The following is a 26,141-nucleotide window of genomic DNA, read 5'->3' on the forward strand; positions in this document are numbered from 1 at the left end:
GCGGCCAGTTTATCCACAAAACCGCGCCGGGGGTCATTACTGATAGGACACAAAATGTCAGTTATCCGCCGTGCAGGGAGTCAGAAATCGGGCATTCCCGCCGGCTGGGCGGAGGGCTGGGTCATATAATACCGCTCGGCCAGACGGGGCGGCAGCAGGTCCATCAGTCGGGAGCCCATGACCAGCCAGGACGGGAAGATCACCCGTCGCGTCTGGCGCAGCGTACCGCGCAGGATCCGGCGGACGGCCTCTTCCGTGGATACCAGGCCCGGCATTGGAAAACGGTTCTGCTTCACCATGGCCGTATCGACAAATCCACAGCACACGCTGGTCAGGCTGATGCCAAAGCGCTGCAGATGGACCGCATTGGCCACGATGAATCGGTCCAGCGCGGCCTTGGACGCGGAATAGGAGGGTGTTCCGGGATAGCAGACGAAGCCCGCGACGGACGCCATCACGCAGATCCGGCCCCGAAGGTTTTCGCCATTCCGCTGCTGCCTGCGCATGGCCTGCACCACCGGAAAGAACGTGTTGAGCGTTCCAGTCAGGTTGGTGTCGAGCATTTCCCACACGCGCTCTTCACGCTCCAGCACCAGACCGTCATCGGCCTCGGGCGGCAGGCCGCCCGTGATGCCTGCGCAGAGAAACGCCATGTCGAGCCTCTCGCCGGAAGCGGTGGCGATCCACTCCGCCATGCCCTGCCGGTTCCGCGTATCCAGCACGGTGGGGACTGCTCTGGCGCCCTGTTCATCGCATTGCCGGGCCGTTTCCATCAGGCCGTCTGCCGCATGATCGCATAGTTGCAGGGAAACGCCGGGGCGGGCCAGTTTCAGGGCAAGACCGCGTCCGATGCCGGATGCGGCCCCTGTAATCAGGATATTCATCCGGCAGAGTCTAACAGAGTGTTTCCGGGATGCGACCCCCGCCGGGGTGAAAACATCTCCTGCTCCTGTGCCTGGTCTGGTTAATTGCAGTCCGAACGGGGCTTCGTGCCTTGCAGAAGCTGCCCGGCAAAGCTGTGGGCCTCCGTAATCATGGCGGCGAGGGTGCCGTTATGGCTGGCGTCATGAATCCGGTGTGTCACGGCGGTTCCGGCGGAGCAGAGACGGGTGACGAGACGCTTCTGCTGGCTGGTGGAGGTGTGCAGATCCTGCGCGCCGGACTCGATGAGCACGGGCGAGGGCAGGGAGAAGCCGGGATATTTCGCCCAGTCGAAAACCGGCGCCAGCACACGGTCCGCTTCAGGTTCGAGCAGAGTTGCGGGCGTCAAACCGGAGCGTTTGGTGATCGGGAAGAAATCCGAGGCACACATGGATCCGGCCTCATGCAGAAGGCGCTGTCCCCGCGGCGTGAAGGCCTCGTTGATATCCGTGGACGGATCGGCTTCGACCAGCGATTGTCCGAGTGTCAGCAGTTCCGGCACGGCGGGCGAGAAGCTGCGCGGGTTGGCGGAATGCAGAAGCTCCTGCACTGTCTGCTCGTCAAGATAGGGAGGGGCAGCGGCGATTGTGCCCAAAATCCGCAGATGGGGCGCATAGGTCGAGGCCATGGCAGCAGCGGCGAGGACTGCCTGACCGCCCTGTGCATGACCGTTCAGAACCACGTTCTCCGACAGATCCGGCAGGCGCTCGCGGGCGGCGCGGACGGAATCGAGCACGCTCATGCCTTCCGAGCGTGCATTCAGCAGAAGAGGCGCGCCCGGCTCGCCCATGCCGGGATAATCGGTCGCGACGATCGCAAAGCCCTGACGCAGCCAGCCGTCATAGAAATGCGCCTGCACGGTGCCGATCCCCATGACGGACGGCGCGCAGGTCAGGTGCAGGCCGCTTTCCCCATGCGCCCAGGCCAGAACCGGCCAGCCGCCCGCCGGGGCACGACCGCGTGGCACCAGAACCTGAGCGGAGACGCGGACGAGCTGCTGCGGATTGCGCGCATCCGTACTGCGATAGGTCAGGCGATAGACCGACGCCGGCTCATGGGACGGCACGGAGTCCAGCCGGATGGCCTGACCGGCCGAAACTGGTGCACTGACCGACCAGTTGTCGCCATCGTCATCCGAGGCGCAGCCGGACAGGGCGGCTCCCGCTGTCAGCAGCATCAGAAGCGATGCGAGGGCGGTCAGTCCGGCAAGGCGGCGCTCCGGTTTGCGGCGAAAAGAGCAGTACGGCATGAGAGGTCTGTCTCCGACGGGGAGCGTCTCTCATAGCAGCGCTCTGCGTCCTGTGGGAGCGGCCATGTCCTGTTCCGGAACGGGGGTGGACTTGGAGAGCCGTCCATCCGGCGCTACAGAGAAGACCTCTGACGCGCCGGTCTGACATGATCGGATCTGATACAAACGAGGATAGCCCTGCCATGACCGACACCATTCCCGATCGTCTCTCCGCCAGCCCGGACAGCCCGTATTACAACGAAGAGCTGCTCTCGCGCGGCATCGGTGTCCGTTTCAAGGGCGAAGAGCGCACGACCGTTGAGGAATACTGCATCAGCGAAGGCTGGGTCCGTCTGGCCGTCGGCAAGACGCTGGATCGCCGCGGCCGTCCGATGACGATCAAGGTTACGGGACCGGTCGAGGTCTGGATCAAGGACTCCGAAGAAGACGCATGATGACACAGGCCGGCTCCGCACCGATCGCACCCCGCCGCATCGTCATCGACACCGATCCGGGTCAGGACGACGCGGTTGCCATCCTGCTGGCGCTGGCCTCGCCGGAACTGACGGTCGAGGCCATCACGACCGTTGCCGGCAATGTGCCCGTTGCCCTGACGACGAAGAATGCCTGCGCCCTGCTCGAACTGGCAGGCCGTACCGACATTCCTGTTTTTGCAGGCGCGGCACGTCCCCTGCACCGCGCGCCCATCAGCGCCGAGCACGTCCATGGTGAAACGGGCATGGCCGGCGCCGATCTTCCGGAACCGACGCTGCGCCCACAGGCGATTGATGCCGCGACTTGGCTCGTGGACCTGCTGCGTCGTGAACCCGAGGGCGCGATCACGCTCGTCTGCCTCGGCCCGATGACCAATCTGGCTCTGGCTTTGACCCACGCGCCCGATATCGCGTCCCGGATCGCGGGAGTCGTGGCTATGGGCGGGGCGCAGCGCGAAGGCGGCAACATCACGCCGACCGCAGAATTCAATTTTTTCGTGGACCCGCACGCCGCCCGGATCGTCATGCATTCCGGCATCCCCATCACGCTCCTGCCGCTGGACGTGACGCATCGCGCCATCGCCACACCGGCCCGTCTGGCGCTGATCGCCGCGGTCGGCACGCCGGTGACGGACATGGTGGTGCGGATGCTGGGCGCGGAAGACCGCTTCGAGAAGCTGAAATACGGCTGGGAAGGCGGTGCGCTGCATGATCCGCTCACCATCGGCTTCCTTCTGTGGCCCGAGCTTTTCTCTGGGCGGGACTGCAATGTGGAAATCGAGGTCGACGCGCCTTTGTGTGTGGGTCAGAGTGTTGTTGACCTGTGGAACGTAACCGATCGCGTTCCGAACGCGTTATGGATCAATGACGTTGATTCAGACGCCTTCTATTCCCTTCTGACGGAAAGACTTGCCCTTCTGGACTAGACTCTTTCCGTCACACAATGACGTTGGAGTAACCGAACATGGCAGACCCGACCCAGCAGGATCGCTTCTCAGTCGTCATCGTTGGTGGCGGTGCCGCCGGCATTACCATTGCAGCCCAGCTCAGGCGCGAGCGTGCCAACCTGTCGATCGCCATCATCGAGCCGTCCACGACTCATGCTTACCAGCCCGGCTGGACCCTTGTGGGCGCGGGCGTGATGACTCTGCCCGAAACGCTGCGGCAGGAAGGCGGGCTGATCCCGCGCAATGTCACCTGGCTGCGCGACAGCGTTGAGAGCTTCCAGCCCGAAGCCAATACCGTGACGCTGAAAAGCGGCCGCGTTGTCGAGTATCGCCGTCTGGTTGTCTGCCCCGGCCTCCAGCTGGACTGGGACAAGATCGAAGGCCTGCCCGAAACGCTGGGCCGCAATGGCGTGACGTCGAACTATTCGCGTGAGACGGCCGCCTATACCTGGGAGTGCATCCGTCATCTCGATGGCGGCAAGGCCCTGTTCACACAGCCGCCTATGCCCATCAAATGTGCTGGTGCGCCGCAGAAGATCGTCTATCTGGCCTGCGATCACTGGCGCCGCGAAGGCTCGCTGCATCGCACGGAAGTCGATTTCTCGCTGGCCGGAAACGCCCTGTTCGGTGTGCCGTATTTCGTTCCCTCGCTTCAGCGCGAGATCGACTATTACGGCGTGAACCTTCACATGAAGGAAAACCTGATCAAGGTGGATGGTGAGAAGCGCGAGGCCACGTTCCAGATCGTCGGAACGGATCAGACCGTGGTGCGCCAGTTCGACATGCTGCATGTCGTGCCGCCGCAGAGTGCGCCGGATTTCGTCAAGAAAAGCCCGCTCGCCAACGACGCCGGCTGGCTGGACGTCGATCCGACCGTCCTGCGTCACAAGACCTATGACAACATCTTCGGGGCCGGTGACGTTCTGGGCACCAGCAATGCCAAAACGGCCGCTGCTGCCCGCGAACAGGCTCCGGTTGTCGTGGAAAACCTGCTGGCTTCGCTCGATGGCCGCCCGCAGATGGGCAGCTATGACGGTTATGGCGCCTGCCCGCTGACAGTGTCCTACGGCAAGGTCGTGCTGGCCGAGTTCCTGTATGGCGGCAAGGTTGCGCCGAGCTTTCCGTATGACCAGCGCAAGCCCAGCCGCTTCGCCTGGTTCCTCAAGACGGAAGTCTTCCCCCGTCTGTACTGGTACGGAATGCTCAAAGGCTACAACATCAAGGTCAAGCATACGCCTAAAGAGACGAACTGACCTCTGCCCTTACCGGGAGCTGGAACCGGAGACGGGGCGGATGATAATCCGCCCCGTTTTTTGTGCCTGCGTTTGGGGCGACAGACAAAAAAAGAGGGGCCGAAGCCCCTCTTTTCCAGTGTTCCGCCTGATCGAAGGATCAGAAATGAACGCCGAGGTTCATCTGGAAGGAACGGCCGATGATCGCATCGTAGTAACGCGTCAGGCTGACTGCGCCAGGGTACTTCGGCAGCGCGTTCGTGATGTTGTTCACCATGAAGTTTGCGCTGAAGTTCCGGGTGATTTCGTAGCCAACCGTCAGGTTGAACATGGCGAAGGACGGACGCTTGTTGGCAAAGTACTGGGTCGCAGGGACCTGGACCGCGTAGTGGGACGGACCATACCAGAGGGTCTGCCACTGAAGGGTGAACGGACCACGGATATAGTTCGCGTTAAGCGTGAAGTTGTCGTTGGGCGAGCCCGTCGTGCCGGTCAGCAGATAGGTGTTGCCGAGATAGCTCTGCTGGCTCTTGAGATAGTGGACATAGTTTCCGGTCAGGCCGATTTCACCAGCCGAGGACGGCAGGCCAAAGCGTGACAGCGGAGTGTTGTATTCGATATTGGCCTGCAGAGCCTGCGTCTCGTAGTTGGCGATGTTGTAATAGCCGGCCGTGAAGTTCTCGAGCTGGCCATCCGCTCCGCGTGTGAAGGCGGCGCAATAGGCATTGCTCGGACCATAGGACGTCGAGTCGTAGCAGCCGTCCATGATGTTCTGGGCACCAAGAGACGTGATCGCGTTGTTGATCTTCACGTCCACGAAGGAGCCGCGGAAGTCGAAACCGCGGATGAAGTGCGGACGAAGTTCCAGGGTGCCGGTGTAGCTGGTGGAGACTTCGTTCTTCAGCTTGCTGTTACCGCCGGCAGTTCCCTGCACGGTGAAGTTGTTGAAGTTGGATTCGAACGGCTGCTTGATTCCGGCCTTGGCGCAGTTGGCCGCACGGACGGCGGGGTTCGGGCCGGAATTGAGGCCAGCGGACGAGCAGGGATCGATACCGTCTTCATAGTCCGTGCTCTGCGGCGCGAACAGTTCGGTGACGGACGGGTTACGGACAGAGCGGGCATAGTTGCCGCTCAGACCGATGTCCTGCGTCGGCCACCAGGCTCCACCGAACATGTAGGTCCAGTAGCCGCCGGTCATGCTGTTGTTGATGTAACGGCCGTTCGCCGTGGCGGACAGGCTGTAGACACCGGGGACGTGCATGTTGGGCGAGACCAGCGGAACATCAAGTTCGCCGAAGACTTCATGCGTGTGATACGCGCCACCCGTGGGCGGAAGCGAGGCCGAGCTGCCGTACTGCAGGTACGAACCGTCGTCCTGTTCCCAGCCGCGGGAGAAGGCACCCGGGTTGAAGCGATAGCCTTCGCGGCGATGCTCGTAACCGATATCCCAGCGCACGTCGCCAGCGGGAAGACGCATGACCGTGCTGGAGATTTCGGCCTGGATGTCACGCTGTGCGTTCGCGTTCTTCTGATGCGCGTCCGCCGTGATGTAGTTGACAGCCGCAGGCGTGGACTGACCCGAACCAAACGGATTGAACGGTGCGCATGTGGAACTGCGGGTCTTGACGGGTGCGCTGGTGTAACCGGGCGAGCAGATGATGTTGCCGCCGGCATCAGTCGTGACATTGAGCGCGTTGATCAGGTTCTGTGCCACAATGGACGGCTGCCATGTGTCGTTCAGATAACGGCTGTATTCACCCGTAACTTTCCAGTTGAAGTGACGACCTACGGCATCGAAGTCACCGTTCAGACCACCCTGGAAGCGGTACATCTGCATTGTCGTCTGATACATGCCACCATCGAGATCCTGGTTCAGGCGCGACATGTAGAATGTATCGGTGGGAAGACCTTTGGCGGCGAGGGCGTTCGTGATTGTCGCCCGTTCAGCAGCCGTCAGGAACGGGTTGTTGGTGCTGAGCTGGTAGGCTCCGGTGACCGCACCGTCATTGTGGTAGTTCTCCAGCGTCAACGGCTCGTTGAACGTCGGCGTCGACCACGTACCCTGTGCGACTTCGCTTGATGCGGTGCCACGTGCGTACCAGCCCTGCCACGTCGCGTGGATGTGGTCGGTGATGTCGTAATGACCGAGCAGGGTCAGGTTCAGCTTCTGGGTCGGGGCGTAAAGCTGGCCGTAATCCTGAAGTGCAGTTCCGTTGCCGCCCACAACCGTTGTCGGGCTCTTGGTAGCGTAGTTCCACGTCATCGGGACGAGGGACTGGCCATTGCTGCTGAACATCAGGGGCTGACCAGCGGCATTGGAAATGCCGTCCACAACCTTGCCGCCATAGATTGGCGGATTGTTGCCGGTCAGCTGCGGAACACCAGTGACGGATGCGATGACGTTACGGGCGCCTTGCGCAAAATTGTAAGTATATTTTCCTGTGCCATCAATTGGCTGACGAACATATGTTGTGGCGTTGCGACCGGTCAAATAAGGCCGGTCGTTGTCGAGCATGCCGCCTTGATTGCGGTATTCGACGTCGAAGACCATGCCACCCTTGCCGTGATCGAAGTCATGGCCGACCTTGAAGGTGATTTTCTCGCCGGGCGCATCAAGCTTCTGGCTCCAGTTGCCCTGGGCATTGAAGTCCACGCCGGTGAAGTGATCGTCCAGCTGGTAGTTGACTACACCTGCGACGGCATCCGCACCATAGGCCGCGCCTGCGCCGCCCAGCTTGGTGTCCACACCCTTCAGGAGCGATGTCGGAATGGCGCTGATGTCCACCTGCGAGCCTGAACCCGCGCCGTAAAGGGAGGCCGTTTCACCGCCGACCATACGCATGCCGTCGATCAGCGTCAGGGTACGCTGGCTGCCGAGGTTCAGCAGTGAGGTATAGGACTGACCGGCACCGAAGCTGCCCTGGCTACCGATCGGCGAGTTGTCGCCGATACCGAAAGCCGGGTTTTCACGCATCAGCGCGATGCCGATATCGGTGTAACCGCGCTTCTTGATCTGGTCGGCGCTGAGCGAGGTGCCCGCCATGACATTTGTCAGGCGCGTCTGGGACAGACGTGTACCGGTAACCGTAACGACTTCAGCTGAACCCGAAGCTTCGGTTCCCTGCTGCAGCACCTTGCTGTTCGTCTGGGTGACCGGAGCGGCCGCCGTCGCGGTTGCAACCGGGGTTGCGGCAGTGGCTGCCGGAGCGGCGACGGGTGCAGTTCTGGCTGTCGTGGCAGCCTTTGCCGGCGCCTTTTTCTTGGCTGCGCTCTTGTGAGCGGAAACGTGTTTTGCAGGTGCGGTCGTGGTGGTCTGGGCGTGCGCACTGACACTTGGCAGGACACTGTAGGAAATGCTCGCCATCAGGAACATCCGGACAACCGTCCGGGGCGCAGGTGTGCGTCTTTTCAGTGAATGTTGCACAGAGGTGGTCATCGCGGCCGTGGTCCCTTCTCGAATAGGGTCGCAAGAAAGTTTTGTATCCCTAGCCACATTTTCATCGGAAATCGAAACGGTGTGCAATCCTTTTGCTACAAGAATGCAACATGCCTGTCACATGTCATGAAAGGCGTTGCGCTTATGTCACATTCTGGCTTTTCTGAGATATGTGTCAAAAGAATGCGGGAAGATAATCTAAATAAAAAAATAAGATATGGATCTGTTGTGTGTTTATTTTGAAAATAAACAATTTAAACAAAGTTTATGTGCGATAGTTATTTTGGGTTATTTTTCTGTTTTTGTGATGGTTTCATATTGTTTCTTTGTGATTGTATTTTGAGTCTGTTTTGTTGTTCTTTTGATTTCAATTCAATCTTTCATGGAATAATCGAATTATCATCTGTGAATCCGGAAAACGTCACTGAGTCACGGTTTGTCATGGTGGATTTCTCAGGAGGGCTTCAGGGCGGATTGTCTGAAAACTGGGAGAAAATCGGTTCCGGAAGGTTTTTCGCGAACTATTGACGAAAACCGAGTGTTGTTACGTGATTGTACAGCATGTTGCGGTTCCGATAACAGTTCAGGCGCGAACGGATGAGCCGCTTCGCGCCTGAGCGGAACTGCGATTTGTTCTGAAGCCTTAATGAAAGCGGCAGGGCTTATCCACGGTCGGCTGTTCATCGGTCTGGATGACCATCAGTGTGACGGGGCCGTCACCGATATTCCCGGCGAAATGACCGATATGTCCCTTTGCGTCCCTGCGGCTCATCTGGTCCTCGCCAAGAGAGACGTCGCCAGGCCCCATGACGACTTTCTTTCCGTCCATGGCCGTAACGTACCACGATCCCTTCAGCGGAATGATCCACTGGACTTTCGGATCGGGGTGCCAGCTTCCGTCCCAATGGGCAGGTTGCACGGTGGAAATGATGTGCGCGTTACCTTCATGCACATGATCCTGCCATTGCGGGCCGGCAGGTTTGGACATGGTTTTCAGATCGTAATCATGGAACGGACAGCGGGTCATGCGTCTGATCCTTTATTCGGGGTGGCGCGCGGGGGCGGCTGGTAGCGATCCATGGGGGCGATGTCGTTGAAGCGTTCCTGATGGGGAGTGCTGATCAGTTCCACGATCATGCCCCAGGGCGTGCGGCCGTAGCAGAACATGTTGCCCGGCGCAGCTTCGAGCGAGGGCTGGCCCTGCGGTTCGGTCAGGAGCGTGCCGCCCGCTTTCTGGAAACGGTGACAGGCGGCATGGATGTCATCGACATAGACAGCGAAATGCTGAAGGCCCCAGTCACAGGGACGTGCGGCCTCGCGCTGGTCCGGCCCCTTCATTTCGAAGAGTTCGATTCCCGGCCCATGCCCCAGCGCCATCATGCACATCTCGATGACGGCGGTGCCCTGAGGCAGGCCGAGGATCTTTTCCGTCTCGGGGCCTTTCTGGGGCTTGGTGCGGGTGACGTTGCGGTAGAGGGCGACGGCGGCAAAGGCTTCTTCAAGAAAGCGGATGGCGGCGTTGATGTCCGGGACGGTGACGCCGATATGGTCGATGCCACGCGGCAGGCCTGAATGCTCTGTGCTCAAGGGGAAATCCTCCGTTCTGGAAGATCTCAACCCCTGAGGAAACGCACGGTTGCCAGAATGTGTGTCACATTGCTGCAAACCATGTCAGCGGCCGGTAGAGCGTGCCCTGGGTCAGGCCTCGTCGATCGGGCGCTTGGGCAGCAGGGCCGGGACGAAGACCATCGTGCAGAGCAGCGTGCAGCCCAGCGACATCAGGAGCAGCCGACCCATGCTGGCCGTACCCGGATGGCCGGAGCGTGCGAGCGAGCCGAAGGCCGTGGCGGTCGTCAGGGCGGAGAACAGCACCGCACGCGCCGTGGGAGAGGTGAGCGGACCCTTCACGCCCTCACGCCAGTTCATGACAAAATAGATGTTGAACGACACACCCACACCCAGCAGCAGGGGCAGGGCGATGATGTTGGCGTAGTTCAGCGTTTCCGGCACCGTGACGACCAGAATGACCGTCAGCAGCGCGGACATCAGCAGCGGCGCCATGACGAGGGCCGCGTCCAGCAGGCGACGCAGGACCACCAGCAGGATGATGGCGATCATGATGAGCGCGCAGATCGCCGCGACCGTGAAGGCATGGACGATCGTGTTGGCGCTCTCCGTGATTTCCATCGCAGGGCCGGCGACGTCCGGATTGACCGAGCGCAGCTCCTTGACGAAGCGGTGCAGCACCGGCGTTTCGGACATCTGGCCCTTGGGGTGGATCGTCAGGCGGGCGCGACCATCCGGCAGGACATAGTCCTGACGCACATCCTGCGGAATGCTCTCCATCGTGACCGGCGTGGGCTGAAGTGCCGTGCGCAGCATCGACAGTTCGTCCGGCAGGAAGCGCGTCAGGGACGTGCTCGCCTGAAGCAGCGTGCTGTCCTGAGCCGTCGCGAGCGTGTGCAGGGCCTGACGGATCTTTTCCAGCGGAGCGGGGAGCTGATCCTTCACGGCATCGAGCTTCTGTGCAGCCGTAACGGCAGCGGCGCGAATGGCCGCGGCGTCCGGCGCGGGGGCCGGGTCGGGCACCGTGATGGTCGGCAGCAGGATGGACGCCGTGTCCTCGATCATGGCCAGCTTGGTCTTCTGGTCATCGGGGACCAGAGCGCCGAGCCAGAGCACGTCATGCACGCTCGGCAGCTTCGAGAACGCCGCGGCCTGCCGGGCGGCTTCCGTCAGGTTCGGGGTCAGGACCTGCGCGCTGTAGGGCGTGGTGAGCGGGTTGGCTTCCAGCAGATGCAGGGCGCGCATGCCCTCGGTGTTCGGGTCTTTCGTGTGAAGCGGATCGGCATCGAACTTCAGGAGCGGCATGAGGGCCAGCCCCACGATTCCGAGCAGTGCGAAGACGCCGACGACTTTATGTCGCTTGTGGCGCAGGAATGCGTCTGCGGGAGCCATGAAGGCAAAGCCCGGGGTGCCATTGCCCAGTTTCGCATGGAAAATGGACAGAAGCGCCGGCAGCAGTGTCATGGTGCAGAAGAAGGCAATCAGCATGCCGAAGCCTGCGATCAGGCCGAGCTGTGCCACACCAATGAAGCTCGTGGGATAGAACGCCAGGAAGCCCGCTGCTGTCGCGAGGGCTGCGACAAGGATCTGCGCACCGCTTTCCTGACCCGTCAGGATGATGGCGTCATGAAGGGATGGGTGCGAGCCGTCCGGATTGCGTTGTCCGCGCAGGCGCACACTGTACTGGATGGCGAAATCGACGGCGATGCCGACGAACAGGATCGCGAAGGCCACCGAGATCAGGTTCAGCTCACCGACCGCCAGAGCTGCAAAGCCCGTCGTCAGGAGCAGACCGCTGATGAGGGTCAGCAGGATGGGGATGATGACGCGCGGAGAGTGGACAGCGAGGATCAGCCAGACCGCCACGAGGACGAGCGAGATGACGAGGCCCAGTACCATGCCGTGTGCGACGGTGGAGAACTCTTCGTCCGACAGCTTCACTTCACCGGTGATGATGCCCGACGCCTGCTTCGTCTTCACAAATTCGAGATTGTTGATCGCCTGGCGCATGGCGGTCGTGGCGCCGTCGCCCGGCTGGAAGGAGCTGTAGTCGAGCTTCGGCTGCGTGACGACGAATTCGTACTGCGAGCCCAGTTCGGCGAGCTTGCCGATCAGCAGGTTCTGCCAGGACATGTCCTGCGGATGGCCGTTTGCCGCCGCTGTCAGAGAGTTGGCAAAACCGTCCAGCGCGCCGTTGAAGCCGCTCGGAATCCCCTGTCCGGCCTTGATACCCTCGCCGATCAGGCCCAGCGCGCCAAACAGGCCACGGGCGGACGGATCAGCCGCCAGCGTACCGAGGAAGGGCTGCGCGGAGACGATCGAATCCAGAAGGGGCTCAAGGTCCTTCGTGTCGAGGAACAGGAAGCCGTGGCTGTTATAGAAGGCGTTGTCGCCGGGCAGGCTGACCGTCTTGAAATGCGTGTGGTCCTGACCCAGCGTCGCGGCGAGCTGCCTCGCGGCCATGCGTCCCTGTTCGGGGATGCGGCTGTCGATGATGGCGACGAGCTGGTTGCTGTCCTGCGGGAACAGGCGCGTCAGCTCCATGCTCCGCTTTTTCCACGGCAGAGTGTTGGCAAACATCTTGCTCGTGTCAGTCGTCACACTGATTCGTGTGACACTCAGGGCAACGCAGCCAGCACAGAGCAGTGCGAACAGCGCCAGAACAAGGGGCGCACGACGCGCGCAGACGGCATTCAGCCGACCGGTCAGATCCGAAAACATGGGGCCTACCCTTAACAGAACGGGCAGCGTTTCCCTACCCCATCCTGACATTTCAGCGATCCTGAGGCAGAAGGAAAGCCATGACATGGACTCTTCCCGGCCTCGCGACTTACGAAAGTGTGATTCGGAACAGTGTTTTTCGTGCTTCCGCCGCCCCGGTGGAAGATGAAGCTGCCGCCATGGCCTTCTTTCGCGAGGTGGCGGTCCTGGATGCGACCCATAACTGCTGGGCTTTCAAAACGGGCCAGCGCTTCCGGTGCAGCGATGACGGAGAGCCGGGGGGCACGGCGGGGAGGCCGATTCTGTCTGCCATCGAAGGGCAGGATTTCGACAATGTCATGATCGTGGTCACGCGGTGGTATGGCGGCGTGCAGCTCGGGGCCGGGGGGCTTGTCCGGGCCTATGGCGGCGCGGCGTCGGCCTGTCTGCGCGAAGCGGACCGGATCGAGCGGATCGAGACCGTGAAGCTGCGGTTTCACTGTCCGTTTTCCAGCTTTGCGATGGTGGAATCGAAGATCGAGGGCTGGCGTGCGACCCGGCTGGAATGTGATTTCGATGGGGAAGGGGCCTGGATGACGCTGGCCGTGCCTGTCGAAGAAGCGGACGCCATCACGGACTGGCTGCGGGATCTGACCCGGGGACAGATGGACATCACGCGACCTGATTAAAAACTAAAACAAATAGTATAAATTATTTAAAACTATGACGATTGATGTTTTTGCAGCTCTGCCTAATGTTCTGCGAACCCTCTGTGGAGTTTTCAGGGCATGTCGCGTCATCATTCATACCGGAACCGGTCCCTTCTTGCCCTGATGGCACTGGAAATCTGCGCACCGCGGGCGGCAGTGGCGGCTCAGTCCTCCTCACCTGCCGCGCCGGTGACGCAGGCGCCCGTTACACAGACGGAGGAATGGATTCACGTCCCGTCCACGGAACGTCCGCCCATTCAGAACTATCCCCATGCCGGTGTCGTGGGACAGCCGCGCCGGGTCGTGGCTAGTCAGAACCATGCGCCGCAGGGACGGCAGGGTCCGTGGGGCGCGTTCAGTTACGGCAACGGCGAATCAGCGGGCTTCGGGCCGGTAGGTCGTTATGGCGTGGCGCCTTGGGCGGAAGACTGGAGCTTCCTGCGGGATAAGAGCCGTCGGGATGATCCGTTTGATCCGCTCAAGTTTATTGCCCTGAACGATGCGAAAACGATCTGGCTGTCCTTCTCGGGGGAAACGCGCCTGCGCAACTGGTATGAAGAGACGCCCTTTCTGGGAAAGAAGGACGGCAGCAATTCCGGCCGTTTCGGCGTGCGGAACCTGTATGGCGCGGATCTGCATCTGGGTGAGCATGTCCGGCTGTTCGGTCAGCTTATCAATGCTGATGCGGCTGGCTGGAAAGGGTTTGGCTACAACACGACGTATCGCAAGCGGCTGGACCTTCAGCAGGCCTTCATCGAATTCAAGGGCAAGCTGGCTGGAGCCCAGACCGGCTTCATGTTTGGCCGTCAGCAGTTCCTCGATGCGCCGTCTTACGTTCTGTACAACCGCGAGACGCCCAATGTGCCGCTGTCGTGGAATGGTGGGCGCATCTATGCGATCTGGCCCAATATCCGGGTCGATACGTTCGATTTCGTCCAGACCAAGACGGACGCGACCCTGATGTTCCATGACACAGAAGATTACGGCACACGCCTGTATGGCGGGGACATCACCGCTCTCGTGCCGCAGTTCTCCATTGGCGGAGAAACGGTGCACTCGTTTCTGGACATCTTCTATTACGGATACCGCTATGGCGGCAGCCTGTCGGTCGTGCCGCTCGCATCTGGCTCCCTGAAAGGCACGTCCTCACGCGGGAATGTGGGCTTCCGCTGGTACGGCACCGCCGCGTCCTTCGAATATTCGTTCGGCGGGCTTTATCAGGACGGGACGTTCCAGAAATCCGGGAGCGAGCACAAGAGTGCCGTCCAGGCCTATTCGGTCAATACGATCGTGGGATACCGCCATACGCCCTCGCCGCTCCATCCGTTCATCGGCGTGCAGGCGGATCTGTATTCCGGCGGGGCCGATGGAACGAACGGACCGGTCCGGACCTATATGGCGCCCTTCAATCCGCAGACGAACTATCTGGACACCACGACCTATATCCAGCCGTCCAACCTCGTCAGTGTTTCACCGGTTTTCAGCGTCACGCCCTGGAAAGGTTTTGCGAGCATCCAGTTCAAGGTGCCATTCATGTGGAGGGAAAATGCGGATGGCGCGATCTGGAACTCGTCCGGCCCGTACACATTCTCGAAGACCTATCACGGTGGCTATATCGGTGTGGTACCGCAGGCGTCGCTCAAGCTTCAGCTCAACCGGCACCTGACCTGGCAGATCTATGGCGCGCGGTTCATGGCCTCGAACGGGCTTCATGCGGCGGGTGGCAAAAGCGGAAGCTATGCCCAGTCCAATGTCGTTTTCCGCTTCTGAGGCGTCTCAGTTCAGGACGGGCGGGTCGGATTCGAACGCCGGAAAGACCTCTGGCAGGACAGGGGAGAGGGCAGCGGCGACGGCCTCTTCCGAGAAACGGGTTTTCAGAATCCGCCGTCCGGCCCGGACCTGTTTTCGGCCTGTCGCGGGGTCCAGAAAAGCGGCAATCCGTTCCGCGAAGTCGGAGGGGGTGTCTGCGATGGCGGCGCGCCATGTCGGGTCGGCCGGGTCCACCAGACCTTCGGCGGCGATCGGGGTCATGACGACGGGCAGCCCGATGGCCCAGGATTCAAGCACCTTGCCCTTGATCCCGGCCCCGAAACGGAGCGGCGCCACACAGACGGATATGTCCGCCAAAGCGTCCTGAAGGTCCGGCACGGCGCCTACGATCTCCACGTCCTCCGCCGCCAGAGTATGGACGGCATGGGGCATGGCGCTTCCGATCAGGCGACAGCGCAGGCCCGGAATGACCTGGCGCAGACGCGGCATGATCGTCAGGACGAGCCATTTCGCTGCGTCCAGATTGGGATCGTGGGCGAAATGCCCCACGAAGGCGATGACGGGAGCCTCTGGCGTCCGGCGCCGGCGGGAAGAGACCGGCACGGCCCAGGGCACAACATGGACATTGGCCGTGGGCACGGTCCGTGAGAGGCGCTGCGCCTCGATGGCAGAATGCGTCAGAACAAAATCCGCCAGCCAGGCGCACATGTTCTCGCGGACTTCCAGACGGCTGGCAAACCGTTCGAGTTCGGGCCGGGATTCGACGGCGGCCTGACGGTGCAGACGCAAGGAGGCCAGATCGGCCGCGCTCCAGATCAGCGTGGCGGTCGGGGCGAAGGCGCGGGTCAGGGCGGAATAGCTTTCCGCATTGTTGAGGCGGTGCAGATAGACCACCTCAAGCCCGCTTCCGAGTTGCCGGAGCGCTTCTTCCGGACAGGGAAAGACGGGCGGCATCAGACATTCGATGCCCTGCTGCTCCAGCCGCATGCGATCCTCTTCGCTGGGAGAGAGGCGGGAAGCCATGAAGCAGCAGCGGTAACCGAGATTCCGGATGGTGTGGATATGGGACAGGACCGCGACCGAACCGGCATCCCGTTCGGGATCCGGAGCGCGGTCGTCAATGAAAAGGGCGACGGGACGTGGTGTGGTCGTCTGTGCCGGATCGGTGCTGTCTGCTTCCGTGGGGTAGAGACGCTGTGCCTGCCGGGCCTCTTCGCGCTCGCGCACCGCTGTCAGTTCCGCAGCGTCCCGGGTCCTCAGCCGCTCGGCTTCGCTTACGAGGAATGTCAGGGCGTCTGCCCGTTCGAGCGGTGCATCCAGTCCGCGCAGGATGCCGGAAAAATGGGTTTTCAGATCCGCAGACAGGCTGGCTGTGCCCGGGAGCGTGAAGGGTGTGCCGAAACGCTCCTCGCCATGCCGGAGTTCGATCACGTGATCCGTCAGCGGATCGATCGGGGACGAAAAGGCATGATGGAAGCCATGCCGTCCCGTCCCGAAACCCGCGTCCCGCAGATCCGCGCGGAAACGGTTGGCGGCGAGGCGTCCGGCGGGTTGCCCGTCCACCCAGACCGTCAGCCAGACTGTGCGGTCCGGGCAGGCCTCATCCCGGACCCATCCTGCAACGTGATACCGGTCCGCCACGTCGAACGCGCCCACCAGCGATGAGGGCAGGGGCGGGATGCGGACCGGCGAACCGGTCAGCGGGCGGCCTTCCCGCGCATCGGTGAATTCGACCAGCGCGCCTTCATGCGGCAGCGGAAGCGGCCAGGCTTTCTGAAAGGCATAATTTCCGTGCCAGTCTCCGCCGCGCAGATCGGCCCTGAAATGGTCAGCATCGACTTCGTCCACCAGTTCGCCGTCAACATGGACCTGAATACGGACCGGCCTGTCCGGCCACGCCGGTTCGAGGGCCCATCCGGCAAACTGCTCACGGTCACAGACATCAACATAGCCGACAAGGGAGACGGTCAAGACGCAGGGTTTCCTAAGGTTCAGGCCGCTGCGCCGGTCGGGGCCCTGTCGTCACGGGCCGGAGCAGAAGAACAGAGACGACGGTGGATGGCTTCCAGTTCGGCACCCCCTTCGAGGCGGGGAGCACAGTACCGGGGCGTCCGGCCTGGCGCGTCAGGGTAAAGGGTCCTGTACTCTTCGGCATTGTGGAACATGCCACGCGATCCATCGTCGAGAAAACTTTCGGATGGCGCGCCTTCTGCCAGCAGAAGATCATGGCTTTCAAGTTCGACGTGAATGTAGCGGATCGTCTCAGGCCGTTCGATCTGGATAATCGATATGCCGTTCACGAGATGAAGAGCGGGGATCAGGAAGCCGTCTATGAACATGGCATGCAGGGGGGAGATCATCAGGTCCCGCCGGGGCAGCCCTTCCGTCAGGGCGCCGGCCCGGATCAGGATCGGCAGGACGTCGCGGTTGCCATAGGCGAAGAGGGGATCATAGGCGCGGCGCCCGATCCAGTGCACCGGGCGGATCTGACCACCCGCGGTCAGGACGGGATCGCCGATTTCCAGGTCCTCGACCGGTCGCTCGCCTTGTGGTGTCGCGATCAGGGTGCCGGGACAGTAGCAGGGCGTACCGAACCCCATTTCGAGATAATTTCCGGATGCTGCGCGCGTGAAGTAGAGCGGGGATGTGAAATCCCCTGCGATTTCCACCTCTTCGACGACCGTCCCGGCGGACAGCACTTCCAGCATGGCCCGGGGCGTGTCCCCGGAGTGCACGGTTTCTGGTACAACCGTGCCGGAGACGTTGGAGTGCGAGTTGTCCACTCCAGCGAAAACGAAGGCCGCTCCGGTTTCGACCTGTACCGGGTTCTGAAGAATGGTGCCGCTCTCAATGGAAATCGTGCCACCATTGTTGACCGAGATGTCGGAAAGGGTGCTTCCGCTGAGAGCCGAGACTTCGCCGCCGCTTGAAACGGACACTGCACTGGCGGAGCCGCCGACAATCAGGATGCCGTTATTTTCGACTGTAACGTTGTAGGTTGCACCATTGACGATCTGTTCGCCGAAGCATGGAACGGTTGCCGTCGTAAAAGGCCAGTTTTGCTGGACGACCTGGATGGAAGTTCCACCCAGGTTTGTATCGATGGCTGTGGCGCCGCTTTGAATGGTGGAAAAACCGCCGCCATTGACTGTCGTGCCACTGACAGAGCCGCCGCTTTCCACCGTCTGGATGGCTGAGGCATAGCTTCTTGAGTTTACTGTATCGAGCGGGAAGAGAGGGTCCCCGCCGGTGACGAAAGGAGTTCCCGTCAGGATCGTCCCCTGTGCGGAGCCTCCCGCCTCAATGATCTGTTCCGCCTGACGTGGCCCGGACATGACCGGATACTGTGTGAAGTAATCGTAGCCTGCCGAAACCGTTGTATCGATCGCCACACCACCCGATTGGACGATCTGGGTACCCTGATGGGCGACCTGCGAGATCTGGTCCGGAGCGCCTTCGACCAGGGTATGCAGGGCGGAGCCGGAGAGGGAGACGAGTTCTGTGCCCCCCACAACCGTCGCGGAAGACACGGTTGCACCGTTCTCGATAACGGCAAACCGGTTGTTGCCGACCGACAGGCTCTGGATGGTTGCACCGCTGGTAATGTCTGCTCCCGTGAAGGGGAGGGAAGACGTGGTGACTTCACGGCCCTCCGTCAGGCTGACACTGCTGACGGGCCCTTCAATGGTCGCTGTTCCGCCGTCCTGAACAAGGATGGAGGTTATCGAGGTGTCGGTGGGAAAACTGGCGGACTGTCCACTGCTGATGGTCTGCTGGGTACTGCTGCTTGCTGAATAATCATTGGACGCCATCATGAGGATCCCGCCAGAGTTTTAGGAGGGTCTCCGGAAGTATTCCCATAAAAGATGATACGGGATTTTTACCCAAGAGACGCAGAATATACGCAAATATATCCTGCGAGACTTTGTGGGTGTCGAAAATAAAACGTTAAAAACTCGCCTTTAAGCACAGGAAAAGCAAAAATTTGTGCGTTATGTGTCCTTGTCGGCAAACGGTCCGACCAGATCCGTCAGATGTCCGATCTCACGCAGTTTCAGTCCTGCCGGTGGTTTGACTCGCGCCGAGGCTGCGGAAACGCGGCGGGGCAGGATTGCTTCGCCGAAGCCCAGCTTGGCCACTTCCTTCAGACGCAGATCGGCCTGACTGACCTGCCGGATCTCGCCGGACAGGCCCACTTCGCCGAAATAGGCGGCGTTAGGGGATGTGGGCGTGCCCGTCGCTGCGGAGACAAGTGCCGCCGCCACAGCCATGTCAGCCGCAGGTTCGTTCACGCGCAGGCCGCCAGCGATGTTGAGATAGACATCCATGTTGGCGAGCTTGAGCCCGCAGCGGGAGTCGAGCACGGCCAGCAGCATGTTCAGCCGCGAGGTATCCCAGCCCACGACAGCACGGCGGGGTGCGCCATCGCCTGCCTTTGGGGACAGCAGGGCCTGGATTTCCAGCAGGACGGGGCGGGTGCCCTCCAGCCCAGCAAACACGGCTGACCCCGCGATATTGCCGCGCCGCTCCGCGAGGAACAGCGCGGACGGGTTGGGGACTTCGGTCAGGCCGATATCGGTCATGGCGAAGACGCCGATCTCGTCCGTCGCGCCAAAGCGGTTCTTGGCGGCGCGCAGGATGCGGAACTGGTGCCCGCGATCACCTTCGAAATACATGACGGCATCGACCATGTGTTCCAGCACGCGCGGCCCGGCGAGAGCACCTTCCTTCGTGACATGCCCGATCAGGATCAGCGCGAAACCGAGCGTCTTGGCCAGCCGGATCAGTTCGAACGCACTGGCCCGGACCTGTGAGACTGAACCCGGCGAGCTTTCCACGCTTTCCAGCCACATCGTCTGAATGGAATCGATGACCACGACCGTATGGGCCCGGTCCTGCTCAAGCGAGCCAACGATTTCGCCAACATTGATCGAAGCCGCGAGGTCCAGCGAGTCCAGCATTTTCGGGTCGCGGTCCAGACCCAGCCGCTGGGCGCGGATGCGGATCTGGTCCACCGATTCTTCGCCCGAGACATACAGGACGCGATGTCCGGACCGCGCCAGCGCGCAGGTCGTCTGAAGCATGAGCGTGGACTTGCCGATGCCTGGATCACCGCCAACCAGTACGACCGAGGCCGGGACGAGGCCGCCACCCAGAACGCGGTCCAGCTCGGCAATGCTTGTTGTGATGCGTGGAGGCGGCCGGGTTTCGCCATCCAGCCGGACGGTCTGAAGACGTCCTGCGCTTAGCTTGCCGGTCTTGCGGGCTGTGGGTTCAACCGTTTCCTCGGCCAGCGTGTTCCATTCGCCGCAGGCTTCGCATCGGCCATTCCATTTCGGATAGGTGGCGCCACAGTTCTGGCAGACGTAACGGGTAGTCGGCTTTTTGGCCAAGACGGATCTCTTCGGTCTGAGGGGAACAAAGCCAGTATATAGGGAGTGCGCTGGCACTGATCCAGACGGCGCTTTGCCCCGCACCCCACCAAAGGTCGCGACTTTTGGAAACCTTCAGAATCAGGGTGCAGGGATTACAATCCCTGCCGGGCCCGGGCAGAGCCCCGATGCCTACTTGTCGGTCCGCAGGATCAGGCGTGCCAGAAGGCGGGACACCATGATGATCAGCAAAAAGCCCAGAAGCTGAATTAGCATGTTCGGATGGGCTGGCGGGTTGCGGAACATGATGAACAGCAGGGGCAGCGCGATCAGATAGCTCAGCCCGATGCGCTTCCAGATGACGGGATCGGTTTTGGGGAAGCGGGGCAGCAGGCTCATTTGCGCAGTTCCATGGTGATGGGGCCTTCGCGTCGGCCATGGGTGAACTGATCGACCATGGCATTGCCGGAATGCATGAGTTCAGACGCCTCGCCCTGCCAGATCAGCCGCCCATGATAGAGCATGGCCGCACGGTTCCCGATCCGCTGGGCCGAGGCCATGTCATGGGTAATGGCGATGGCCGTGGAGCCGAGCTTCTGCACGCAGTCCACGATCAGCCCGTCGATCACAGCCCCCATGATCGGGTCCAGTCCGGTCGTGGGTTCGTCGAAGAACATGATGTTGGGATTGCCCGCAATCGCGCGCGCCAGGCCGACGCGCTTCTGCATGCCGCCCGAGAGTTCGGACGGGCTCAGATCGCCGACGGACGGGTCCAGCCCGACCTGTTTGAGCAGATCGCCAGCCATCTGGAGAGCCTGCGCGCGCGAGGGGGGCGGACCGTTGCGGTCGGAATGTTTGGCGCGGATGCCGAAGGCCACGTTCTCGCCGACGCTCATGCTGTCGAACAGGGCTGCGTTCTGGAAGAGCATGCCGATCTGCCGGCGCAGGGCATCCTGCCGCGAACGGGAAGCTGTCAGGAGGTTTTCACCGTCGATCTCAATCGTCCCGGCGTCGGGTTCGATCAGGCCGAGGATGCAGCGCAGCAGGACGGATTTGCCGGAGCCCGAGCCACCGATGATGACCATGGACGTGCCGGTCTCGACATCGAGGTCCACGCCATCGAGCACGATCTTGGAGCCGAAAGCCTTGTGCAGGCCGCGGATGCGGATCTTGGGAGTGCTTACGGGGGGCGTGCTCATTGTGAGAAGAACAGATCCGTCAGGAGGTAATCGAACAGCAGCAGCAGGATGGAGGCGCCCACAACGGCGGCCGTTGTGGCCGAGCCCACGCCTTCCGCGCCGCCCCGGCTGTTATAGCCGTTGTAGCAGCCCAGCAGTGCGATCAGGAATCCGAACACCGCCGCCTTAACCAGCCCCACGACGACATCCATCGTCTTGAGCGAGTCCAGCGTGGCTGTGATGTAGGTCGAGGGCGAGAAGCCGAGCTTGGCGACCGAAACCGTGAAACCGCCCATCACGCCCAGAATGTCGGCCACCAGCACGAGGCAGGGCAGCGCGAGCGTTCCGGCCAGAAGGCGCGGCGTCACGAGATATTTCATCGGGTTGGTGGAAAGCGTGGTGAGCGCGTCGATCTGGTCGGTCACGCGCATGGTGCCGATCTGCGCGGACATGGCCGCGCCCACGCGTCCGGCCACCATCAGCCCCGCCAGAACCGGCCCGAGCTCGCGGGTCACGGCCAGGACGACGATCCCGGCAATGGCGCTCTGAACATGATACTGCCCGAAGCCTACATAGGACTGGAGCGCGATGACGGCGCCGGAGAACAGGGCGGTCAGGGCCACGACGGGCAGGGAGAAGAATCCCGTCTCGATCAGGCTGGAAAAGAAGATGCGCCAGTAGAAAGGCGGTCGCACCAGATGTGACAGAGCCTCCAGCGCGAACAGGGCGAGAGCACCTGCCTGCTTGATAAGGCCGAGAGCGGCACGGCCAAGGGCCGCTATGGGGTCAAGAACGGCATTCACCCTTCAGCCCCTACCCTGCCAGCATCCGGACGTCAAAGTTTCCGTCGTCCGCATCCTCTGCCCGGGGCGGTTCAGGCGCGGCGTTCGTCAGCCCGTTCAAGGTCCCGGAACTGCCGCTCCAGACTGAAATCGGGCGATGTGACGAACTGCTCCATCAGGCCGAGCCGCCGTTCCATCCGGACCAGCCGGTCCTGAAGCCGTGCCAGCGGATGACCTGGCGGGACGGAGCGGGAGAAATCCTCGGCCGGTTCCGGCGGCTGGCGGCGGAAACCCGTCACGGCATCCCGCATCACGGCCGTTGCGCTGGCAGCCGGAGTATCCCGCCAGGCGGCGCGGTGCAGGGACCAGCTTCGCACGCCTTCGGCATATCCCGCAGCGGCTTTGTCCAGCGTGCTCCGGAACGGCAGGACGCCCGTCCGGCGATAGCGCCGGAAGAGACGCACGGCCCAGACGATCAGAGCAATTTTCAGCAGAAGGCCAATCAGTCCGTGGCTGCCGGAGTGATGCCGGGTATGGACAGGGGCTTCGGAATCCTCATCCGAATTCCCGAGCTGGATATGGAAGCTGTTAAAGACCTTTCGCGCCGTATCGGACAGGATCGCGGACGGATCGGGTGTGGTTGAGGTCGTGATCCGCGCGCCCGAGCTTTCGGTCACGGAGATGGTGCCGGAGCCGAGCGGGCGCTTCTTCAGCGTCTCGCTCACTTTCTGAAGCGTGATGTCACCGCTGCCCATGAGCGTCACATCCGCATCGCGCGTGCGGGTATTCAGCACGATGTCGGCCGAGCCATAATCCCGGACCGTCAGGACATCCGTATCGCCCGGGCCGATCCGGATGTCGCCCGACGACATGGCCGTCAGGTTCACACTGGCGGCGGCGATACTGTCGATATGCAGGTCACCGCTGGCAAGGTTCTGTACGGTCAGCCGACCCGTGACATGCCGGACCGAGACCGTTCCCGAACCTGCCATGTTCAGGGTCAGGCCCGCGGCCTGATCGACCTCCAGATCGCCCCGCCCTGTGACGGCCGTCACCTCACCGTTGACGCCGCTGATGCGATACGTCGTCAGGTTGTTTCTGGGAGACAGGATCTCGATACCGGTCTGCGCCGGGACCATAACGACGGCATTGTCCTGCGTTGAGCAGTCCCGTGCGGATGTCGTGAAGGTCAGCCGGTCGCCGTGTTTTTTCAGGCGGCCGCTTCCCGAAACGATATGGGCGTCTTCTCCACCCACGACGGACAGGTGGTCCAGACATGTTGCGGGGATCACGAGCGTTCCGGAAGCCGTCAGCGGAGCTTCCAGTGCAGGCGGCGCGGGAGGAGGCGGAGGGGCAGGCGGCATGACCGCCGGATCTGCGCAGGCCGTTCCCGGAAGGGCTGCGATGCCGCATCCCAGAAGCGCGATCAGGGCAAGACGCGCAGGCAGAGGCTGGCGCATGTCTTAGTCTCCCTGTGAGCCGTTTCCGGCAGCCGGCGGCGTGACCGTTGCGGGGTTTGCCGGTGTTGGAGTGACCGGTGTCGGGGTTGCAGGCGCCGGGGTGGTGGGAGCCGGCGTGCTTTCCGGCACAGGCGTGACGCTCGGCTTTGCGGGCGTTTTGCTGTCCTGGGGTGCAGGAGCGGCAGGCGACGTCTGGGGCGCGGTTGGCGATGTGGTCTGCGGTGCCGTGACCGATGTGGATGCACCACTGGCGGATGTCGAAGGCGTTGCAGGCGCTTCCGTAGCGGGCGCGGTTGAGGCCGGAGGTGTTGTAACCGGTGCACTGTCCGACTGCGCGGCTTTCGCGGAAGGCGTGACGCTGGGGGCCTGCGGTACGGTCGGGCTTTCAGGTACGGATGGCGCCGTCGGTGCGGGAACCGGAGCTGGCGCCGGCACGACGGGGGTCGGGACGGTTGCGGCCGCTTCCGTTCCCGTTGCGGGAGCCTGAACCGGAGTGGATGGCAGGGGAGCAGGTGTCGCGGGGACCGGCACCGCGGCGGGGGGCGGCGGTGTCGGGCGGTAGATCACGCCGTTCTGCGCGCCGACGCGTACGGTGCCTTTGCCCGAGCGCACCATCGGTCCGGAAACCGCTTCGATATTGACCTCGCCCGTCCCGTTGGCCGCGACGGTCGCGACAGTCGCATGACCCAGAATGGTGGCGCTGGCCTGATCGGCCGTCACCAGCGTCAGGGCATCAATGCTGCTGCCGGAAAGGGTCATGGCCGCATTCTGTGTAAGCTGCGCCGAAAGGGCTGTGAGCTGGACGGTGTCGGCCGTCAGGGTCGAGGCTCCTGACGCCACGATCTGCGCCGCGCGTTCCAGGGACTTGATATGGACGCTGGAAGCGCCCTGCATGTTCAGGTCCAGCGACTGCGTGTCCTCGATGTCCATGGTCGTGGAATCGAGGCTGGCGTCGAGCGAGGCGAGCTTTCCCGTGATGACGAAATGCGTGTCATGGCTGTCATGGATGGTCAGGCCGGTGTTCGGGGAAATGCTGATCGTCAGTTTTCCGTTCGGCGCGCAGGCTTTTGTGGCGATGGAAATGCGGCTCTGCGCCTCTTCCTTGCCGGTGTGCATCGCGACCTGCGCCATGCTGCTCGAATCAAGGGTCGCCCCGTCCTTCATGCCGGGATCAACCACGACCTTCACCTGTCCCGTGCAGGGAATGGACAGGTCGAGATCTTCACCGGAGAGGGTCAGCCGTGCGGCATGGGCCGCAGGCGCCAGCAGGACCGTGCCCGCCAGCAGCGCCAGTAGCGCCGGGCGGCGACCATAAAAGGGGACGGGGCGGCGTGTCATCGTGCGTTCCTTGCTCTCCAGCCCGGGATATCCTCATCGAGGATGCGTTCGAGCTGGTCGATCCTTTCTTCCAGACGCGTAGCATGGGCTTCGGCCTGTGTCAGGGCGGCCTGAAGCATGGGGTCTGCTGACACAGCGCGGTCAGGCTGGCGCGTCATGTGCTTGACCATGCTTGTTACTGACCAGGCAATGATGGCCGTGATCGGGACAAGGAAAGGGAAGATGGACGAATTCATGCCTTGGGCCTTTTCTGGTCAGCCGTCTTTCAGCCTGCGCTTTTCTTTTCGGAGACATGACGCTTGAGGGCCTCGAACTCGCTTTCCACGACCGCATCGGTTTCGAGGGCTGCGAGTTCCTCCTGAAGTGACGGCCGGCCGGTGCGGCGTCCCAGATCATACGCCTCTGCCTTGCCTTCGAGTTCATCAAGAGCGCGTTCCACCTGATCGAAGCGGTTCAGGGTGTCGTCGATGCGGATGTCGTACAGCTTCTCGCGGGTCTTCAGGCGGCCCTGCGCGGTGCGGGCGCGGATGGAGAGCGCCTTTTCACGGGATTTGGCGTCGGCGATCTTGGCCTGAAGCTTGGAGATGTCGTCGTTCTGCTGGTCCAGCCCATCGGAGATCTGGGCGATCTGCTGCTCCAGCGCCTCGCGGGACTGTTCGACGCTGTGGCGGGCGGCGAGGGCGGCCTTGGCGAGATCGTCACGACCGCGTTCGATGGCGAGGCCAGCCTTGCGGTGCCACTCGTCTTCCTCATGCATCATGGTGCGGACGCGGCGTTCAAGCTGCTTGCGTTCGGCGATCGTGCGCACGGCCTGACTGCGGACCTCGACCAGCGTGTCTTCCATTTCCTGGATGACCAGGCGGATCATCTTCTGCGGGTCCTCGGCGGTAGCGAGAATCGCATTGAGATTGGAGTTCACGATATCGGCGAGGCGAGAGAAAATACCCATGATGCTTTCCTTCCTGTTGGAGAGACTTAGGACAGAATGCCTGCCCTTGTCAGCGATG

20 protein-coding genes and 1 pseudogene are annotated in these 26,141 nt (G+C 62.1%); 5 read left to right on the forward strand and 16 right to left on the reverse strand.

Going from position 1 to position 26,141, the window contains the following annotated elements; genetic code table 11:
- Positions 1 to 80 precede the first annotated feature (80 nt).
- Together GOX01_RS05145 and GOX01_RS05150 are read right to left on the reverse strand one after the other, a co-directional pair.
- Positions 81 to 884: an SDR family NAD(P)-dependent oxidoreductase gene (locus GOX01_RS05145; RefSeq protein WP_011252517.1), complete on the reverse strand. Its 804-nt coding sequence runs from the start codon at positions 882 to 884 to the stop codon at positions 81 to 83.
- Between the two features lie 80 nt (positions 885 to 964).
- Complete coding sequence (locus tag GOX01_RS05150) at positions 965 to 2,170, reverse strand: lipase family protein (protein ID WP_062269411.1); 1,206 nt, start codon at positions 2,168 to 2,170, stop codon at positions 965 to 967.
- A gap of 182 nt (positions 2,171 to 2,352) precedes the next feature.
- Between GOX01_RS05150 and GOX01_RS05155 the strand changes: the two genes are divergently transcribed.
- From GOX01_RS05155 to GOX01_RS05165, 3 genes are read left to right on the forward strand one after another with little or no spacing between them, the layout of a single operon-like run.
- Complete coding sequence (locus GOX01_RS05155; protein ID WP_011252515.1) at positions 2,353 to 2,604, forward strand: DUF3297 family protein; 252 nt, start codon at positions 2,353 to 2,355, stop codon at positions 2,602 to 2,604.
- Positions 2,601 to 3,569, forward strand: coding sequence for a nucleoside hydrolase (locus tag GOX01_RS05160; RefSeq protein ID WP_062269414.1), 969 nt, complete (start codon positions 2,601 to 2,603; stop codon positions 3,567 to 3,569). Before GOX01_RS05155 ends, GOX01_RS05160 begins: the two co-directional genes overlap by 4 nt.
- 38 nt (positions 3,570 to 3,607) lie before the next feature.
- Positions 3,608 to 4,843 (forward strand): NAD(P)/FAD-dependent oxidoreductase, encoded by a 1,236-nt coding sequence (locus GOX01_RS05165; protein ID WP_062269416.1) that lies wholly within the window; start codon positions 3,608 to 3,610, stop codon positions 4,841 to 4,843.
- Positions 4,844 to 4,982: 139 nt separating this feature from the next.
- On the opposite strand, the gene GOX01_RS05170 is transcribed toward GOX01_RS05165, so the two are convergent.
- The 4 genes and pseudogenes from GOX01_RS05170 to GOX01_RS05185 all read right to left on the reverse strand — a co-directional run bounded on the left by GOX01_RS05170 (position 4,983) and on the right by GOX01_RS05185 (position 12,545).
- Positions 4,983 to 8,186: a TonB-dependent receptor domain-containing protein gene (locus GOX01_RS05170; RefSeq protein WP_228119148.1), complete on the reverse strand. Its 3,204-nt coding sequence runs from the start codon at positions 8,184 to 8,186 to the stop codon at positions 4,983 to 4,985.
- A 715-nt stretch (positions 8,187 to 8,901) separates the two neighbouring features.
- Positions 8,902 to 9,294: pseudogene (locus GOX01_RS05175) on the reverse strand (cupin domain-containing protein); the annotation flags it as partial.
- A complete protein-coding gene (locus tag GOX01_RS05180; RefSeq protein WP_174787470.1) occupies positions 9,282 to 9,845 on the reverse strand; it encodes a VOC family protein in 564 nt (187 codons plus the stop codon). The gene GOX01_RS05180 and the pseudogene GOX01_RS05175, both read right to left, overlap by 13 nt.
- 111 nt (positions 9,846 to 9,956) lie before the next feature.
- Positions 9,957 to 12,545 (reverse strand): MMPL family transporter, encoded by a 2,589-nt coding sequence (locus tag GOX01_RS05185; RefSeq protein WP_131973807.1) that lies wholly within the window; start codon positions 12,543 to 12,545, stop codon positions 9,957 to 9,959.
- An 80-nt stretch (positions 12,546 to 12,625) separates the two neighbouring features.
- Here GOX01_RS05185 and GOX01_RS05190 point away from each other — a divergent pair, with 80 nt between their 5' ends.
- On the forward strand, positions 12,626 to 13,213 hold the full coding sequence (locus GOX01_RS05190; protein WP_062269422.1) for an IMPACT family protein: 588 nt from the start codon (positions 12,626 to 12,628) through the stop codon (positions 13,211 to 13,213).
- A 99-nt stretch (positions 13,214 to 13,312) separates the two neighbouring features.
- The gene (locus GOX01_RS05195) at positions 13,313 to 15,004 is read left to right on the forward strand and encodes an alginate export family protein (RefSeq protein ID WP_011252507.1); all 1,692 of its coding nucleotides are present in this window, start codon (positions 13,313 to 13,315) and stop codon (positions 15,002 to 15,004) included.
- A gap of 6 nt (positions 15,005 to 15,010) precedes the next feature.
- Here the strand turns inward: GOX01_RS05195 and GOX01_RS05200 are convergent, their stop codons facing one another.
- From GOX01_RS05200 to pspA, 10 genes are all read right to left on the reverse strand, one after another.
- A complete protein-coding gene (locus tag GOX01_RS05200) occupies positions 15,011 to 16,975 on the reverse strand; it encodes a glycosyltransferase family 4 protein (RefSeq protein ID WP_062269424.1) in 1,965 nt (654 codons plus the stop codon).
- Between the two features lie 20 nt (positions 16,976 to 16,995).
- Positions 16,996 to 18,819 carry a Hint domain-containing protein gene (locus GOX01_RS05205; protein ID WP_011252505.1) on the reverse strand — a complete coding sequence of 608 codons (1,824 nt, stop codon included), beginning with the start codon at positions 18,817 to 18,819 and terminating at the stop codon, positions 16,996 to 16,998.
- Between the two features lie 177 nt (positions 18,820 to 18,996).
- Positions 18,997 to 20,397 (reverse strand): DNA repair protein RadA, encoded by a 1,401-nt coding sequence (gene radA, locus GOX01_RS05210; RefSeq protein ID WP_024716877.1) that lies wholly within the window; start codon positions 20,395 to 20,397, stop codon positions 18,997 to 18,999.
- Positions 20,398 to 20,568: 171 nt separating this feature from the next.
- Positions 20,569 to 20,775, reverse strand: a complete 207-nt coding sequence (locus tag GOX01_RS05215; protein WP_034953917.1) for a hypothetical protein — start codon at positions 20,773 to 20,775, stop codon at positions 20,569 to 20,571.
- Complete coding sequence (locus tag GOX01_RS05220; protein ID WP_011252503.1) at positions 20,772 to 21,575, reverse strand: ABC transporter ATP-binding protein; 804 nt, start codon at positions 21,573 to 21,575, stop codon at positions 20,772 to 20,774. The genes GOX01_RS05215 and GOX01_RS05220 overlap by 4 nt, the downstream gene beginning before the upstream one ends.
- Complete coding sequence (locus GOX01_RS05225) at positions 21,572 to 22,357, reverse strand: MlaE family ABC transporter permease (protein WP_011252502.1); 786 nt, start codon at positions 22,355 to 22,357, stop codon at positions 21,572 to 21,574. Before GOX01_RS05225 ends, GOX01_RS05220 begins: the two co-directional genes overlap by 4 nt.
- 71 nt (positions 22,358 to 22,428) lie before the next feature.
- Positions 22,429 to 23,796 carry a GIN domain-containing protein gene (locus GOX01_RS05230; RefSeq protein WP_011252501.1) on the reverse strand — a complete coding sequence of 456 codons (1,368 nt, stop codon included), beginning with the start codon at positions 23,794 to 23,796 and terminating at the stop codon, positions 22,429 to 22,431.
- A gap of 3 nt (positions 23,797 to 23,799) precedes the next feature.
- Entirely contained in the window at positions 23,800 to 25,134 is a 1,335-nt protein-coding gene (locus tag GOX01_RS12970; protein ID WP_011252500.1) for a head GIN domain-containing protein, read from the reverse strand.
- Complete coding sequence (gene pspB / locus GOX01_RS05240) at positions 25,131 to 25,370, reverse strand: envelope stress response membrane protein PspB (RefSeq protein WP_011252499.1); 240 nt, start codon at positions 25,368 to 25,370, stop codon at positions 25,131 to 25,133. The genes GOX01_RS12970 and pspB overlap by 4 nt, the downstream gene beginning before the upstream one ends.
- Before the next feature lie 29 nt (positions 25,371 to 25,399).
- Positions 25,400 to 26,083, reverse strand: coding sequence for a phage shock protein PspA (gene pspA / locus GOX01_RS05245; RefSeq protein ID WP_062269220.1), 684 nt, complete (start codon positions 26,081 to 26,083; stop codon positions 25,400 to 25,402).
- Positions 26,084 to 26,141: the final 58 nt, after the last annotated feature.

Origin of the sequence: Gluconobacter oxydans, from assembly GCF_006539685.1 — a bacterium.
GTDB classification, from domain to species: Bacteria; Pseudomonadota; Alphaproteobacteria; order Acetobacterales; family Acetobacteraceae; genus Gluconobacter; species Gluconobacter oxydans.

Bases quoted from the DNA above. Each gene is read 5' to 3' on its own strand.
- GOX01_RS05205 (WP_011252505.1), bottom strand. From the start codon at position 18,819: ATGATGGCGTCCAATGATTATTCAGCAAGCAGCAGTACCCAGCAGACC.
- GOX01_RS05190 (WP_062269422.1), top strand. From the start codon at position 12,626: ATGACATGGACTCTTCCCGGCCTCGCGACTTACGAAAGTGTGATTCGG.
- GOX01_RS05215 (WP_034953917.1), bottom strand. From the start codon at position 20,775: ATGAGCCTGCTGCCCCGCTTCCCCAAAACCGATCCCGTCATCTGGAAG.
- GOX01_RS05170 (WP_228119148.1), bottom strand. From the start codon at position 8,186: ATGGCGAGCATTTCCTACAGTGTCCTGCCAAGTGTCAGTGCGCACGCC.
- GOX01_RS05165 (WP_062269416.1), top strand. From the start codon at position 3,608: ATGGCAGACCCGACCCAGCAGGATCGCTTCTCAGTCGTCATCGTTGGT.
- GOX01_RS05185 (WP_131973807.1), bottom strand. From the start codon at position 12,545: ATGTTTTCGGATCTGACCGGTCGGCTGAATGCCGTCTGCGCGCGTCGT.
- GOX01_RS12970 (WP_011252500.1), bottom strand. From the start codon at position 25,134: ATGACACGCCGCCCCGTCCCCTTTTATGGTCGCCGCCCGGCGCTACTG.
- pspA (WP_062269220.1), bottom strand. From the start codon at position 26,083: ATGGGTATTTTCTCTCGCCTCGCCGATATCGTGAACTCCAATCTCAAT.
- GOX01_RS05150 (WP_062269411.1), bottom strand. From the start codon at position 2,170: ATGCCGTACTGCTCTTTTCGCCGCAAACCGGAGCGCCGCCTTGCCGGA.
- GOX01_RS05160 (WP_062269414.1), top strand. From the start codon at position 2,601: ATGATGACACAGGCCGGCTCCGCACCGATCGCACCCCGCCGCATCGTC.
- GOX01_RS05230 (WP_011252501.1), bottom strand. From the start codon at position 23,796: ATGCGCCAGCCTCTGCCTGCGCGTCTTGCCCTGATCGCGCTTCTGGGA.
- GOX01_RS05195 (WP_011252507.1), top strand. From the start codon at position 13,313: ATGTCGCGTCATCATTCATACCGGAACCGGTCCCTTCTTGCCCTGATG.
- GOX01_RS05220 (WP_011252503.1), bottom strand. From the start codon at position 21,575: ATGAGCACGCCCCCCGTAAGCACTCCCAAGATCCGCATCCGCGGCCTG.
- GOX01_RS05145 (WP_011252517.1), bottom strand. From the start codon at position 884: ATGAATATCCTGATTACAGGGGCCGCATCCGGCATCGGACGCGGTCTT.
- GOX01_RS05155 (WP_011252515.1), top strand. From the start codon at position 2,353: ATGACCGACACCATTCCCGATCGTCTCTCCGCCAGCCCGGACAGCCCG.
- pspB (WP_011252499.1), bottom strand. From the start codon at position 25,370: ATGAATTCGTCCATCTTCCCTTTCCTTGTCCCGATCACGGCCATCATT.